The sequence below is a fragment of the Frigoribacterium sp. VKM Ac-2836 genome (assembly GCF_013248995.1).
Taxonomy (GTDB): domain Bacteria; phylum Actinomycetota; class Actinomycetes; order Actinomycetales; family Microbacteriaceae; genus Frigoribacterium.
The window spans coordinates 496,346-510,771 of the sequence record NZ_JABRPK010000001.1 but is presented as its reverse complement, the minus strand read 5'-3'; the positions used below and the strand labels follow the sequence as shown (position 1 = coordinate 510,771).

The 14,426-nt window shown below is 71.5% G+C and carries 11 protein-coding genes; 5 read left to right on the top strand and 6 right to left on the bottom strand.

Annotated elements, in window-relative coordinates; all coding sequences use genetic code 11:
• Positions 1–51: 51 nt before the first annotated feature.
• The 6 genes from secA to mtrA all read right to left on the bottom strand — a co-directional run bounded on the left by secA (position 52) and on the right by mtrA (position 8,926).
• Positions 52–2,898 carry a preprotein translocase subunit SecA gene (gene secA / locus HRF36_RS02395; protein ID WP_173205657.1) on the bottom strand — a complete coding sequence of 949 codons (2,847 nt, stop codon included), beginning with the start codon at positions 2,896–2,898 and terminating at the stop codon, positions 52–54.
• A 200-nt stretch (positions 2,899–3,098) separates the two neighbouring features.
• A complete protein-coding gene (hpf, locus tag HRF36_RS02390) occupies positions 3,099–3,803 on the bottom strand; it encodes a ribosome hibernation-promoting factor, HPF/YfiA family (RefSeq protein ID WP_173205642.1) in 705 nt (234 codons plus the stop codon).
• A gap of 117 nt (positions 3,804–3,920) precedes the next feature.
• A complete protein-coding gene (locus tag HRF36_RS02385) occupies positions 3,921–4,658 on the bottom strand; it encodes a phosphoribosyltransferase family protein (RefSeq protein WP_173205639.1) in 738 nt (245 codons plus the stop codon).
• Positions 4,659–4,761: 103 nt separating this feature from the next.
• Positions 4,762–6,462, bottom strand: coding sequence for an LpqB family beta-propeller domain-containing protein (locus tag HRF36_RS02380; RefSeq protein ID WP_173205636.1), 1,701 nt, complete (start codon positions 6,460–6,462; stop codon positions 4,762–4,764).
• Positions 6,455–8,236: an MtrAB system histidine kinase MtrB gene (mtrB, locus tag HRF36_RS02375; RefSeq protein ID WP_254280987.1), complete on the bottom strand. Its 1,782-nt coding sequence runs from the start codon at positions 8,234–8,236 to the stop codon at positions 6,455–6,457. The genes HRF36_RS02380 and mtrB overlap by 8 nt, the downstream gene beginning before the upstream one ends.
• A 9-nt stretch (positions 8,237–8,245) precedes the next feature.
• Positions 8,246–8,926, bottom strand: a complete 681-nt coding sequence (mtrA, locus tag HRF36_RS02370) for an MtrAB system response regulator MtrA (protein ID WP_173205631.1) — start codon at positions 8,924–8,926, stop codon at positions 8,246–8,248.
• 326 nt (positions 8,927–9,252) lie between these two features.
• On the opposite strand from mtrA, the gene HRF36_RS02365 reads away from it, so the two are divergent.
• The 5 genes from HRF36_RS02365 to HRF36_RS02345 all read left to right on the top strand — a co-directional run bounded on the left by HRF36_RS02365 (position 9,253) and on the right by HRF36_RS02345 (position 14,425).
• On the top strand, positions 9,253–10,290 hold the full coding sequence (locus HRF36_RS02365) for a hypothetical protein (RefSeq protein WP_173205628.1): 1,038 nt from the start codon (positions 9,253–9,255) through the stop codon (positions 10,288–10,290).
• The gene (locus tag HRF36_RS16205) at positions 10,287–10,925 is read left to right on the top strand and encodes a DUF4129 domain-containing protein (RefSeq protein WP_173205626.1); all 639 of its coding nucleotides are present in this window, start codon (positions 10,287–10,289) and stop codon (positions 10,923–10,925) included. Before HRF36_RS02365 ends, HRF36_RS16205 begins: the two co-directional genes overlap by 4 nt.
• Positions 10,922–12,106: a DUF4350 domain-containing protein gene (locus HRF36_RS02355; RefSeq protein ID WP_173205623.1), complete on the top strand. Its 1,185-nt coding sequence runs from the start codon at positions 10,922–10,924 to the stop codon at positions 12,104–12,106. Before HRF36_RS16205 ends, HRF36_RS02355 begins: the two co-directional genes overlap by 4 nt.
• Positions 12,107–12,176: 70 nt before the next feature.
• On the top strand, positions 12,177–13,130 hold the full coding sequence (locus tag HRF36_RS02350; protein ID WP_173205620.1) for a MoxR family ATPase: 954 nt from the start codon (positions 12,177–12,179) through the stop codon (positions 13,128–13,130).
• 2 nt (positions 13,131–13,132) lie between these two features.
• Positions 13,133–14,425 (top strand): DUF58 domain-containing protein, encoded by a 1,293-nt coding sequence (locus tag HRF36_RS02345; RefSeq protein ID WP_173205618.1) that lies wholly within the window; start codon positions 13,133–13,135, stop codon positions 14,423–14,425.
• The last annotated feature ends 1 nt before the right edge of the window (position 14,426 follow it).

Genomic DNA, 14,426 nt, shown 5'->3' with positions numbered 1-14,426 from the left:
GCGCCCCCGAGCCGGGCTCGGGGGCGCATCGACGGTCGTCAGGTCAGGCGATCAGCGCGTCTTCTTGCCCGTCGCTCGACGGTCGGCCCGGTTGAGCGGAGCGTCGCCGCCACCGGTCTTCTGGCCGAAGGCGCCGACCTTGCCGTCCTCGGCCTGACGGGCCGTGGGGCCGCCGGAGGCCCGGGCGGCGGCGATCTCGGGCGACTCGGAACGCTCTGCCTCGTCCTGTGCTTTCTGAGCCTTTGCCGTCGCACCCTTCTCGAGCTGACCGCGTTGGTTGCGTACCTCGACCTCGCCGTCGATGTTCGGTGCCGAGTAGGCCAGCTGTGCCTGCGGCTGCTTCTCGGCCTCGAGCCCCTTGGCGGCGATGACCGGCGAGTCGGCGGCCCCGACCTGACCCTGGACCTCGACCTCGAGGTTGAAGAGGAAGCCCACGGTCTCTTCGCGGATCTGACCCATCATGCTCTGGAAGAGCGCGTAGCCCTCGCGCTGGTACTCGACGAGCGGATCACGCTGGGCCATGGCCCGCAGACCGATGCCGTCCTTCAGGTAGTCCATCTCGTAGAGGTGGTCACGCCAACGGCGGTCGATGACCGAGAGGACGACTCGACGCTCCAGCTCGCGCATCGCGGGCTCGCCGAGGGTCTCGGTGCGGGCCTCGTAGGCGACCTTGGCGTCGGAGAGGATCTCTTGCCCCAGGAAGGCCCGGGTCGCCTTGCCCTTCGAGCCGGCCTCGGTGATGACTTCGTCGATGGTGATCGAGATCGGGTACAGGGTGCCCAACTCGGTCCACAGGGCGTCGAGATCCCAGTCGTCGGGGCTGCCGTCACCCGTGTGCTGGTCGATGACCTCGTTGACGACGTCCTCGAGGAACTTCTGGCTGCGGTCCTTGAGGTCGTCGCCCTCGAGGATGTGCCGACGGTCGCCGTAGATGGCCTCGCGCTGGCGGTTGAGGACGTCGTCGTACTTGAGGACGTTCTTGCGGATCTCGGCGTTGCGGGACTCGACCTGCGACTGGGCCGAACGGATGGCCCGCCCGACGATCTTGTTCTCGATGGCCAGGTCGTCCGGCACGTTGCCGCGACCCATGAGCGACTCGGCGGCGCCCGAGTTGAACAGGCGCATCAGGTCGTCGGTCAACGAGAGGTAGAAGCGGCTCTCACCGGGGTCGCCCTGCCGGCCCGATCGACCGCGCAGCTGGTTGTCGATCCGGCGGGACTCGTGACGCTCGGTGCCGAGCACGTACAGCCCGCCGGCCTCGATGACCTTCTCCGCCTCTTCTTGGACGGCGTCCTTCTGCGCGGCGAAGACGTCGTCCCACGCGGCCTCGTACTCGTCGGGGGTGTCGACCGGGCTGAGGCCCTTGGCGTTCATCTCGGCGACGGCGAGGAACTCGGCGTTGCCGCCCAGCATGATGTCGGTACCGCGACCGGCCATGTTCGTGGCGACGGTCACGGCCCCGGCGCGACCGGCCTGAGCGACGATGGCCGCCTCGCGAGCATGGTTCTTCGCGTTGAGCACCTCGTGCTTGACGCCCTTCTTCGCGAGCAGGCGCGACAGGTACTCGCTCTTCTCGACACTGGTCGTACCGACCAGGACGGGCTGACCCTTCTCGTGCCGCTCGACGATGTCCTCGACGACCTGGTCGAACTTGCTCGTCTCGTTCTTGTAGACGAGGTCGGTCTGGTCGATGCGCTGCATCGGCCTGTTGGTCGGGATGGGCACGACCCCGAGCTTGTAGGTGCTCATGAACTCGGCGGCCTCGGTCTCGGCCGTACCGGTCATGCCGGAGAGCTTCTTGTAGAGGCGGAAGTAGTTCTGCAGGGTGACCGTGGCGAGGGTCTGGTTCTCGGCCTTGACCGACACGCCCTCTTTCGCCTCGATGGCCTGGTGGATGCCCTCGTTGTACCGGCGACCGCTGAGGATGCGACCGGTGTGCTCGTCGACGATCAGCACCTCGCCGTTGATGACGACGTAGTCCTTGTCGCGTTTGAAGAGCGCGTCGGCCTTGATCGCGTTGTTGAGGAACGAGATGAGCGGGGTGTTCGCGGACTCGTACAGGTTGTCGATGCCGAGGTAGTCCTCGACCTTCTCGATGCCTGGCTCGAGGACACCCACGGTGCGCTTCTTCTCGTCCACCTCGTAGTCGGTGCCCGCGACCAGTCGCCGGGCGATGGTGGCGAACTCGGTGAACCACCGGTTCGCCTCGCCGGACGACGGCCCGGAGATGATGAGCGGTGTGCGGGCCTCGTCGATGAGGATCGAGTCGACCTCGTCGACGATCGCGAAGAAGTGGCCGCGCTGCACCATGTCTTGCGCCTGCCAGGCCATGTTGTCGCGCAGGTAGTCGAAGCCGAACTCGTTGTTCGTCCCGTAGGTGATGTCGGCGGCGTACATCTCGCGACGCTCCGCCGGGGTCTGACCCGACAGGATGCAGCCGGTCGTCATGCCGAGGGCGCGGAAGACACGCCCCATCAGCTCGGACTGGTAGCTCGCGAGGAAGTCGTTGACCGTGATCACGTGGACGCCTCGGGAGGCGATGGCGTTGAGGTACGCAGCCGTGGTCGCGACGAGGGTCTTGCCCTCACCGGTCTTCATCTCGGCGATGTTGCCGAGGTGCAGGGCCGCACCACCCATCAGCTGGACGTCGAAGTGCCGCAGCCCCAAGGTGCGCTTGGACGCCTCGCGGACGGCGGCGAACGCCTCGGGCAGCAGGTCGTCGAGCGACTCGCCCGACGCGTAGCGCTCACGGAGCTCGACCGTCTCGTTGCGCAGCTCGTCGTCGGTGAGGGTCGTGAAGTCGTCCTCGAGCTCGTTGACCGCCTTGGCGTAGGCCTTCAGCTTGCGCAGCGTGCGGCCCTCGCCGACGCGGAGGACCTTCTCGAGGACGTTGGCCACTGGTGTGCTCCCATGTGTTCGGTCGAACCCGCGGAACGCTCCGCGGTCTCGCTGAGGTGATCCGCATCGGAGCACCGGGGTGTCGCCGGTCCGTCCTGGACCGGCCCACGATCTTAGCAAGCGTAGTGGCCGACCCCCTGGGAGGCGTCAGGGACGTGCCCGCGCCTCCCGGGGTGTCGGCCACCGGACGGTTCAGAAGGTCAGTTCGCCAGACCCGCCCGCAGGGCCGTCGCCGTCTCTTGCAGGTCGGGCGAGTTCTGGTCGAGGCCGATCACGCCGTAGTCCCACCCCTTGCGCCGGTACACGACGCTCGGGCGCTCGGTCTCGGCGTCGATGAAGAGGTAGAAGTCGTGACCGACCAGTTCCATGTAGTAGAGCGCGTCGTCGACCGACATGGGCGTCGAGGCGAACACCTTCTCGCGGATGACGACGGGGCAGTACTCCTCGTCGACCTCGTCGGCGGGGGCCTCGTCGCCCACCACCGTCACGGCGCCGGTGCGGACCTGGTCGAGCGTCTCGGCCGCCGCGGGGGTCACGCCCACACCGCTGAAGTCGGCGGTGGCCGCCTCACGCAGGGACGTCGGCCGGTGTTGCCCACGATGGATCTTCTGCCGGTCCTTCGCTCGTCGCACCCGTTCGAGGAGTCGACCGATCGCCAGGTCGAACGCCGCGTACTTGTCGGCGGCCGTGGACTCGGCCCGCACGAGGGGGCCGGAGCCGATCAAGGTGATCTCCACCCGGTCGTCGCCCGCCTGCCCACCGGACTTCTCGTGGTGCCGCGACACCTTGACCTCGAGGGCCAGCGCCTTCGTGGCCAGTGCGGCGACCTTGTCTGCCTTCTCGGTGGCGTACTCGCGGAAACGATCGGTGATGCCGACGTTTCGACCCGTGACGGAAATTTCCATGACGACCTCCTGTGGCTATCGACGTGCCGCCTGTCAGCCAGGCGGATGTCCTTTCACGCCTTTCGCCCCACCGTAGCCATCCGGACACCCCCGTGTCACGCGTCGTTCACCGTTCACTCAGGGGCTGCCGGTGGCCGACCGCAGCGGAGTGGCCGCGAGACAGGCCGCACCGACCACGACCGCGCCCCGGGCCACCACCGCCCGCCGCGCCTCCTGCAGGGTCGCGCCCGTCGTCACGACGTCGTCGACGAGGACGACGTGCGATCCCTGGAGATCGCGAGTGGCGCGCAGGCTGCCCTCGCGTCCCCGCAGGCGCTGTTGCCGGTCGCGGCCTTTCTGGCCCCCACCGGCCCGCACCGTCGGAACGAGCACGGGCACGCCGACCACGAGACCGAGGCGGCGCAGCACGAGCTCGACCGGGTCGTAGCCCCGCCGACGCCGCCCCCGTCGTGACGCGGGCACCGGGACGACCAGCAGCGACCCGTCGGCCGAGAACCCGTCGCCGGCCGACGCGGCGTCGGTCGTGGCGTGGTGGGCGCAGGACTCGAGCGCGGCCGCGAGGGCCGGCGCGAGCGTCTCGGCCAACCGCACCCGGCCAGCGTTCTTGAACGCCAGGACGACACCTCGGGCCTCGAACGCGTAGACGAGGCCGGCGAAGACCGGCAGCCCGCCCGGCAGGTCGACCCGCACGACCTCGGGGACGAGCCGACGTCGGCAGCCCTCGCAGAGGGCCACGTCGGGCCCGCCGCACCCGGCGCACGAGACGGGCGACACGACCGAGAGGGCCTCTCGGGCGGCTGCGGCGAGGGCCTCCCGAGTCAGGAGCGGAGGTCGAGGGCGCGAGGACCGTGGCATCTCGACAGCTTGCCCCGAGCCGGGGGCCGTGTGCCGCGCCTCCGTCGTCCGTGAGGGGACCGACCTGCCGGGCACTACCTGGTGAGGAGTCGACGCCCGAGGCTCAGCGCTGGGTCGCCACCAGATCGGCCGTCAGTCCCGTGGACTGCCAGCTGCTGCCTCGGGGCTCGAGCACGTCACCGTCGGCCCCCAGCAGCAGCAGGCGGTCGAAGCCGTTCCCGCCGACGACGGCGACCGCCTCGCCCGACGGACGACCGGCACTCGACGAGTCACCGCCGACCTCGGACATCGTCACCCGGGACGACTCGCCCACGGCCGTGAGGACCGCCACGGTCACCTGGTCGGCCCAGGTCGCATCGACGGGGGCGCCGTCCGGAGCGGACAGCTCGAGGGGTGGCCCCAGCCGGAGCGGGACGCCCTCGGCATCTCGCACGACCGCCGCGACGAGGAGGCGCGACGCACCCTGGTCGTCGAGCAGGAGCAGGGCGCGGGTACCGTCGCGCGAGATGCGGAACGACGTGACGCTCGCGCCGGCCGGGAGGGACGTCACCACCGGGTGGGACGTGCCGTCGAGAGCATGGGCGACGAGACTGGACGGATCGTCGGCGACGAGCGACCAGACGAAGCCCCGGTCGTCGAGCGAGGGCGCCACCAGTCCCGTCCGGCCGTCGACCAGCCGGGCTCCACCCGAGGCCGTGACGGCGTACGCGCCCGTGGACGTCCCGACGGCGGCGGTCGTCTGGTCGGCCGACAGTTCGACCGACCGGGGCCGGAGGGCCTCGACCGCGTCCGAGAGCCCGAGGATCTCACTCGTGGCACTCGTCGTGGCGAAGCCCAGCACGCCGTCGGCGAGGACGAGGGGCCGGGCGTCGACGGCGGGGTCACGTACCGGTACGGGCTGCTGCATCGCGGGCACCGACAACGGGGCACCCTCGACGCTGAGCTCGACGGCGGTCACGGTCGCGAGGGTGGAGAAGCTCGCCAGCAGCTGCGCCTGCATGCGGGCCCGGGCGTCGGGCGTCGCCTCGAGGGCGTCGGCGGTCAGGTCGACGCGAGCCGTCCCGTCGTCGACCGTGATGGCCGTCAGCGAGAGCTGCGTGCCTTCGGGGAAGGCCGAGACGACGGCGCCCTGCAACCAGTCCGACGGCCCCTCGAGCAACGCCGTCGCGAGCCGCGTGCTCGTCGACGAGCGGGCGAGGAACCAACGTTGGTCGGGCACGAGATAGGTGAAGGTGGGGTCGTAGAAGTAGGCGGCGTGCGATCGGAAGACCGAGTCGAAGGTGGCAGGCGAGAGGACGATGCCGTCCGGCGCGTCGCTGATGCGCCACTCGCCGCCCTCGCGGACGAACGAGAAGGCGAGGGAGGTCGTCGTGGAGGACGTGGCCGGGGTGTAGTGCCCCGCCGAGTCGACCGTCGCCGAGCTCACGAACGCGTAGTCGAGCGTGGACTCCCCCACGCGCGCGGTCGACCCGACACCGGGGCGGATGGTGACGCTGGCCCGGGGGTCCCACTCGCCGGCGAAACCGGCGCTGAGGAACTGCCGGGCGACCCCGTAGTTGTCCTGGGACCCCGTGCCCGCCGAGAGGAAGTCCCGGAGCAGCCGTTCTTGCGAGCTCCCGGCGACCGGACCGTTGGGCCGGAACACGAAGTCGCTCACCACGTCGTCACTCACGGTGTCGCCGCGCTGCACCTGACCGCTGTCGGGGATGCCCACGCACCCGGTCAGCGCGAGCGCGGCGGTCACGAGGGTCGCCAGGACGACCGACCGGACACCCCGCCGGTCGTTCCGTCGCCGCTCAGACATCGTCGGCTCCCCTCGGTGCCGACGACTGGACGGACCCGGTCGGCGCACCCGACGGGTCGATGGTCGGGACCGAGCCCGACCACGGTTCACCGGTCACCGGGACGGTCGTCTCGCCCCGGCGATCCGGGGGCACGACCGGCAAGGGTGACCCCTCGACGTGACCGCCGGCCACCCGGGGCAGGGTGACGACGAACCGGCTGCCCGAGCCCGGCTCGGACCAGACCTCGAGCCGGCCGCCGTGCAGAGCGGCGTCCTCGAGGCTGATCGCCAGACCGAGGCCGGTGCCACCGATGGTGCGCTTCCTCGAGGGGTCGGCCCGCCAGAACCGGTCGAACACCCGCGCGGCGTCGGCGGGGCTCATGCCCACGCCGTTGTCACGCACGGCCACCGCCACGGCCGTGGCGTCGCTGTCGACCTCGACCTCGATCGGCCGGCCCTCACCGTGTTCGATGGCATTGCCCAGCAGGTTGCGCAAGATCCGACGCAGCCGCCGTGGGTCGATCTCGGCCTCGAAGTAGCCGCCCCGGGCGACGACCGACACCACGCTGCCGGATTCGGCTGCGAGCGGACCGAACTCGTCGACACCGTCCTCGACGAGACGCACGACCGTGACGGGCTCGGTCTCGAGTTCGACGGCACCGGCGTCGAAACGGGAGATCTCGAGCAGGTCGGCGAGCAGCAGCTCGAACCGGTCGACCTGGGTGTGCAGCAGCTCGGCGGTCCGGGCGGCCGAGGGCGTGAACGACGTGCGCTGGTCGTAGAGGACGTCACCGGCGAGACGGATCGTGGTCAACGGCGTGCGCAGCTCGTGCGAGACGTCGCTCACGAACCGTTGTTGGACGCGCGACAGCTCGGCCAGTTGCGAGATCTGCCGCTGCATGGCGTCCGCCATACCGTTGAACGAGCGTCCGAGCGTGGCCACCACGTCCTGCCCCTTCTCGGGGATGCGCTCCTCGAGGTGGCCGGCCGCGATCTTCTGGCTCGTCTCGGCCGCCGTGCGGATGGGCGCCACGACGAGGCGGACGACGAGGTAGGTGATCCCGCCGATCAGCAGCACGAGAGCGAGTGACCCGATGCCGAGCGTCCGCTGCATCAGATCGAGGGTGGCCTGCGCGTCGCTCAGGTCGTAGACGAGGTAGAGCTCGTACTGACCCGCGGTGGGCACCTGCAGGGTCGAGCCGACCGCGATGCCCGGCGAGCCTCCGCCCTGCGACGTCGGGGGCAGCGCCACCGACTGCATCGAGAGACGACCGTCGGCCGCCGCGACCGCCTCGCGGAGCGCCGGAGAGATCACCGAGTCGGGGAAGTCGGGGCTGGCGATGTTCTGGATGGTCTGAGGGGTGTTCTGCCCCGGGGTGCGGAGGATCGCGATGCTCGTACCCCCCGGGCTCGAGGTCGAACCGAGGATCGCGGTCTGTGCCTCGTTCTGCAGCGCGTCGAGCTCGACCTGGTTGGCGTCCTCGGTGGCCGTGGCCGAGTCGAAGATGTTCTGCGCCAGAAGCGTCGCCCGGACGCTCTCGGCCTCGACCTGCTCCCGGCGCTGGTCGTAGAGGCTCGTTCCGATCGTGACCGAGATGAGCGTGCCGATGACCGTGACGGCGACGGTCGACAACACCACCGTGAGAGCGACGGTGCGGAACGACAACGACGATCGCCAGAAGTCGACCACGCGCGTCGGCCACGTGCGCCACGCCGGGGCCCGCCACGACGACGGGCCGCGCGACCGGGCCGGGCCACCCCGGCCGGGCCCCGCCATCGTGGACACGAGCGCCATCCGGCCGGGCTACGAACCCGCGCCGGCGCGGTACCCGACGCCACGCACGGTCGTGACGATGCGGGGCGCGTCGGGGTCGTGCTCGACCTTCGCACGCAGTCGTTGGACGTGGACGTTCACGAGACGGGTGTCGGCCTTGTAGTGGTAGCCCCAGACCTGCTCGAGCAGCATCTCGCGGGTGAAGACCTGTTGAGGCTTCGAGGCGAGGGCGAGCAGCAGCTCGAACTCGAGCGGGGTCAGGGCGATCGGCGTGTCACCGCGGCGCACCTCGTGGGCAGCGACGTCGAGACGCAGGTCGCCCACCGTGAGGACGTCGTTGGTCGGCTCGGTGGCCGGACGCAACCGGGTCCTGATACGAGCGACCAGCTCTTTCGGGTTGAACGGCTTGACCACGTAGTCGTCGGCACCGCTCTCGAGACCGCGAACCACGTCGGCCGTGTCGCCCTTGGCGGTCAGCATGATGATCGGGACGCCGCTCTCGGCGCGGATGAGGCGACACACCTCGATGCCGTCCAGGCCGGGCAGCATCAGGTCGAGCAGCACGAGGTCGGGCGAGGCCTCGTGGAAGGCGTCGAGGGCGCCGCTGCCGTCACCGCAGAAATAGGGGTCGAACTCGTCGGCGCGAAGGACGATGCCGATCATCTCGGCGAGCGCCGGGTCGTCGTCGACCACGAGGATGCGCGGGTTCATGTTCTCCGTCTGGGCTGGGCCGCTCGGGAGGCGGCACGTCAGGACAGATTAGTGCAGGAGGCGCGCATCGGCTGGCAGCGTCCGGTCCGGTGTGGAAACATGAACACACTCGTGAGGACGACCTCACGGTCAGGACGACCAGGGGGACCATGAGCGATCCGAACGGTTGGAGCGCACCGGGCGGCGACACCCCGCCCCCTCGGTGGGGCGAACGAGTCGGGCCGCCCGCCGCGGCCTCCGTCCCCGCCGGGCCCGGGCAGGGAACGTCCCCTGTCGGGTCCACCCCACCGGCCGCCGGTTGGGTCCCGCCCCCGAAACCGGGCCTCGTGCCACTGCGCCCCCTGACCTTCGGTGAGATCCTGGGCGCGTCGTTCCAGGTCTTCCGCCGCAATCCCCGCACCACTTTCGGCACGGCCCTGCTCTCGCAGGTCGTCCTTCTCGTGGTGACCGTCGTGATCACCGGCGGCAGCGCCTTCCTCGCCTTCGGGCGGGTCGAACAGGCCCTCCCCCGTGACCGCGACGCGGTGCTCGCCGGCGCCGTCGCCATCGTGGCCGCGTCGGCCCTCGTGCCGATCGCCCTGCAGGTGATCGTCACGGCCCTGCTCCAAGGACTCTTCGTGCTCGAGACCGCCCGTCAGACCCTCGGCGAGAGGCTGCGACTCGGCGGCCTCTGGGCCCTGGCCAAGGGGCGACTCGGCACTCTCGTCGCATGGTCCGCTCTGCTCACCGCCGCCTACGTGGTGGCACTGGCACTCGTGGCCGGGGTCGTCGTCATCGGCGTGGCCGTCGGCTCGGGCCCGAGTCTCGCCGTGGGCATCGGAGTCGCGGTCCTCCTCGGGCTGGGCCTGCTCGTGCTGGGGGCCTGGGTGACCGTGAAGACCTGCCTCGTGCCCAGCGCGATCATGCTCGAGCGGATGACGCTCGGCGCCGCGGTGAGGCGCTCGTGGTCCCTGACCCGTGCCTCCTTCTGGCGGACCTTCGGCGTCATCGCGTTGGTGTTCCTGATGATCCAGGTGGCCTCGCAGGTCGTCGCGACGCCCTTCTCGGTACTGTTCAGCGTCCTGACCGGCACGCTCGCGCCCACGGGCGACGTGACCGACCCGACCTTCCTCGCCCTGACGGCGGGCACCTACGCGGTGACCCTGGGCATCACGGCGGTCATCGGGGCGATCGGGTCCGTGCTCCAGGCCGCCTCCGCGGGTCTCGTCTACGTCGACCGCCGCATCCGCACCGAGGGCCTCGACCTCGAACTCGTGAGGTACGTCGAACGCGGTGGGCGGTCGGTCGAGGGCCAACCCGACCCGTTCCGCACGCCCGAGACTCCGGTCGGCCCGACGACCTACCAGGGAGCGCCCCGCTGGTGAGTCCCTCGCCCCTCGCCGCCGGGCCCCCGCTGACCCCCGACGCCGACGACGCTCGGCGCGAGGTCCTGCGCGAGCTCACGAAACCCGAGTACGTCGCGGCCCGGCCGTCCTGGCTCGATCGCGCCGCGCAGGCGTTCTGGGACTGGCTCGGCTCGATCCGTTTCGGGGGTGCCGAAGGGGCACCGGCGGTCGCCCTGATCGTGCTGCTCGCGGTCGTCGTGATCGTCGTCGTGGTCGTGCTGCTCGTCTACGGGGTGCCCCGGCTCAACCGTCGATCCACGCGCGACGCCGCCCTCTTCGGCGACGACGACGTCCGCGACAGCGAGGCCATGCGTGCCGCCGCCCGGGCCGCCGCCTCGCGGGGAGACCTGACGCTCGCGGTCGCCGAGGCCTTCCGAGCCGTCGCGCGCTCGCTCGCCGAACGGGGTGACGTGGCGGTCTCCCCCGGTACCACGGCACACGACGCGGCCCGGAGGGCGGGGGACGTCTTCCCCGACCTCCGAGCCGAGTTCGCCGACGCCGCGTCGGCCTTCGACGGTGTCCGCTACCTCGACCGCCCCGGGACCGACGAGGCGTATCGGGCCGTCGTGGACCTCGACCGGCGCGTGACGTCGACCCGGCGGGTCGACGCATGACCATCGCGGCCCAGGATGCGCCGGGCACGGTCTCGACCCCCACCCTCCGGGCATCGCTGCGCCGGGCCCGGTTCTGGGCCGTGCTCGCCCTCGTGCTGGCACTCGGGGTGGCGGCGGCACTCGCCGTCGGCTCGGGCTCGGGTGAGGGACGAGCCCTCGGCCCCGCGAACGCCGCCCCCGGTGGGGCCAAGGCACTCGTCGAGGTCCTCGGCCGACAGGGTGTCGACGTGACCGTGACGACCGGCCTCGACGAGACCCTCGACCGTCTCGGGCAGGGCGAGGACGGCACGCTCCTGGTCGACGACGCCGACGGGTTCCTCGTCGCCGACCAGTGGGGTCGCCTGGCGGCGGCCGCCTCCCACCTCGTCCTGGTCTCCCCCGGACCGACCGCACTGGCCGACGTGGCTCCGGGCGTCCAGGCGAGCGCCCAGGTGACGGAGGGCACGGCCTCGCCGTCGTGCTCGTCGCCGGCCCTGCGGCAGGCGTCGCGGGTCGACGTGACGGGAGTCGCGTACGAGGTCGACGCGCCGGGCGCCGTCCGCTGCCTGCCGACCGACGACGGTTACGGACTCGTCGAGCTCGACGACGGCGACACGAGGGTGTCCGTCCTGGGCGCGACCGGCGCCCTGACCAACGACTCGATCGCCACGGACGACGACGCCGCCTTCGCGCTCGCCCTGCTCGGCGGGTCCCGTGAGCTGACCTGGTACCTGCCGTCGGCCGGAGACCTGCCCGAGGGCCAGGGCACGCTCGCGACGCTGACGCCCCCGTGGGTGACACCGTCGCTGGTGGTGCTGCTCCTGACAGGCGTGGCCGCCATGGTGTGGCGGGGACGACGCCTCGGTGCCCTCGTCGTCGAACGACTGCCGGTCACCGTCAAGGCGTCCGAGACCACCGAGGGTCGCGCACGCCTCTACGAGCGGTCCGGGCAGCGCCGACACGCCCTCGACCAGCTCCGCATCGGCACGCTCGGCCGCCTCGCGCGGGCGACGGGTCTGTCCTCGACCGCCTCGGTCGACGACGTCGTCGGCCGGGTCGCCGCACTCACCGCGGCCGACCCACGGGGTCTCCGGCACGTCCTCGTCGACGCGGAGCCGGCCGACGACCGCGAACTCGTCTCGCTGAGCGACAGCCTGCTCGACCTCGAGCGCGCGGTCCGCCGGGCGGTGACCCCCTCGTGAACCGGCCCGCCCCTCCCACCCCTCGTCCGTTCGCCCCCGAACCGTCCACCACCCCGGAGAAGACCACCAGATGAGCTCAGAACTGCAGCAGACCTTCGCCCGAGTCCGCACCGAGGTGGGCAAGGCCGTCGTGGCCCAGGACGGTGCCGTGACGGGCCTGATCGTCACCCTGCTGGCTCAGGGGCACGCCCTGCTCGAGGGTGTCCCCGGCGTCGCCAAGACGTTGCTCGTCCGCGCCCTCAGCCATTCGCTGTCGCTCGACACCGCGCGTGTGCAGTTCACGCCCGACCTGATGCCCGGCGACATCACCGGGTCACTCGTGTACGACGCGAAGTCGGGTGAATTCGAGTTCCGGGCAGGACCGGTCTTCACCAACGTCCTGCTCGCCGACGAGATCAACCGCACGCCGCCGAAGACGCAGTCGGCCCTGCTCGAGGCCATGGAGGAGCGCCAGGTGTCGGTCGACGGCGTCTCGCGCCCGTTGCCCCAGCCGTTCCTCGTCGCAGCGACGATGAACCCCGTCGAGTACGAGGGCACCTACACGCTTCCCGAGGCACAGCTCGACCGCTTCCTGATGAAGCTCACCCTCGACCTGCCCCCGCGAGAGGCCGAGGTCGAGGTGCTGGGTCGCCATGCCGCGGGCTTCTCGCCCCGTGACCTGCGGGCCGCCGGGGTCACCCCGGTGCTCGGGCCGGACGACCTCGCCCGAGCCCAGGCCGAGGTGGCTCGCGTCGGCGCCTCCCCCGACGTCCTCGCCTACATGGTCGATCTGGCCCGGGCCACGCGCGAGAGCCCCTCGGTCACGATAGGCGTGAGCCCCCGCGGGTCGACGGCCCTGCTCGCCGCGTCGAAGGCGTGGGCGTGGCTGACCGGCTTCGACCACGTCACCCCGGACCACGTCCAGGCCATGGCCCTGCCCGTGCTGAGGCACCGCCTGCAGCTGCGCCCCGAGGCGGAGCTCGAGGGCGTCCACGCCGACGGCATCGTCCGCTCGGTGCTGCAGCAGGTCCGGGTGCCGCTCTGACCATGGCGATCACCGGGTGGTTCGTGGCGCTCGTCGCCCTCGGCGTCGTGCCCGTCGTCGTGACCGGCAGCGGGTGGTCGATCCTGGCCTGGCTCGGTGTCGTCACCGTGCTGACCGTGGTCGACGTGACCCTCGCGGCGTCGCCTCGCTCGCTCACGCTGCGGCGCGAGGTGCCCGGAGCCATCCGTCTCGGCGAGAGCGCGCCCGCCCGGCTCACCGTGATCAACGACGGACGACGCATGCTCCGGGGACTGGTGCGCGACGCGTGGCAGCCGTCCGCCGGTGCCGAAGCGACGCGACGCCGACTGTCGCTGCGACCGGGAGGGGCCGCGACCCTCACCGTGACGCTCACCCCCTTCCGCCGGGGCGAACGCCGCGCCGGCGGGGTGACCGTCCGCACCATCGGCCCGTTGAGGCTCGCCGGGCGTCAGGCGACGCACGACCTGCCCGGCGCCGTGCGCGTGCTGCCTCGGTTCTCCTCGCGGAAACACCTGCCCTCCCGTCTCGCCCGGCTGCGCGAGCTCGACGGACGGACGAGCGTGATGATCCGTGGTCAGGGCACCGAGTTCGACAGCCTCCGCGACTACGTCCGGGGCGACGACGTGCGTTCCATCGACTGGCGTGCGACCGCACGCCGCGACGACCTCGTCGTGCGCACCTGGCGACCGGAACGAGACCGTCGGGTGGTCGTCGTGGTCGACACCGGGCGCACCTCGGCGGCGCGTATCGACGACGAGCCCCGACTCGACACGGCCTTCGAGTCGACCCTGTTGCTCGGGGCGTTGGCCTCGAGAGCGGGCGACCGGGTCGACGTCGTCCTCTTCGACCGTCGCGTCCGGGGTCGCGTCCAGGGTGCCACCGGACCAGCCCTGCTCTCGTCGATGGTCGAGACGATGGCTCCCGTCGAACCGGAGCTCGTCGAGACCGACTGGGCAGCCGTGCCCGCCCTGGTCCGCTCGGTCACGTCACGACGGGCACTGGTCGTGCTCGCGACGACGGTCGACAGTCCCGGTGCCTCCCGGTCGCTGCTCGCCGCGATCCCCCAGCTCACGCGACGGCACGTGGTGGTCGTGGCGTCGGTCACCGATCCGGCCCTCGACGAGACGGTCCTGCGACGCGGCACGCGCGACGAGGTCTACCGGGCGGCGGCGGCCGAACGGGCCCGTCTCGACCGGGGCCGTGTCGCCGCCGCCCTTCGTCAGGTCGGGGCGGACGTGGTGACGGGCGCGCCGGCCGACCTGCCCCCGGCACTCGCCGACCGCTACCTCGTCCTCAAGGCGGCGGGCCGCCTCTGAC

Excerpts from the sequence above, each read along its gene's own strand:
- HRF36_RS02380 (WP_173205636.1), bottom strand. The coding sequence starts at position 6,462 with ATGTCTGAGCGGCGACGGAACGACCGGCGGGGTGTCCGGTCGGTCGTC.
- hpf (WP_173205642.1), bottom strand. The coding sequence starts at position 3,803 with ATGGAAATTTCCGTCACGGGTCGAAACGTCGGCATCACCGATCGTTTC.
- mtrA (WP_173205631.1), bottom strand. The coding sequence starts at position 8,926 with ATGAACCCGCGCATCCTCGTGGTCGACGACGACCCGGCGCTCGCCGAG.
- mtrB (WP_254280987.1), bottom strand. The coding sequence starts at position 8,236 with ATGGCGCTCGTGTCCACGATGGCGGGGCCCGGCCGGGGTGGCCCGGCC.
- HRF36_RS02345 (WP_173205618.1), top strand. The coding sequence starts at position 13,133 with ATGGCGATCACCGGGTGGTTCGTGGCGCTCGTCGCCCTCGGCGTCGTG.
- HRF36_RS02355 (WP_173205623.1), top strand. The coding sequence starts at position 10,922 with ATGACCATCGCGGCCCAGGATGCGCCGGGCACGGTCTCGACCCCCACC.
- HRF36_RS02385 (WP_173205639.1), bottom strand. The coding sequence starts at position 4,658 with ATGCCACGGTCCTCGCGCCCTCGACCTCCGCTCCTGACTCGGGAGGCC.
- HRF36_RS02350 (WP_173205620.1), top strand. The coding sequence starts at position 12,177 with ATGAGCTCAGAACTGCAGCAGACCTTCGCCCGAGTCCGCACCGAGGTG.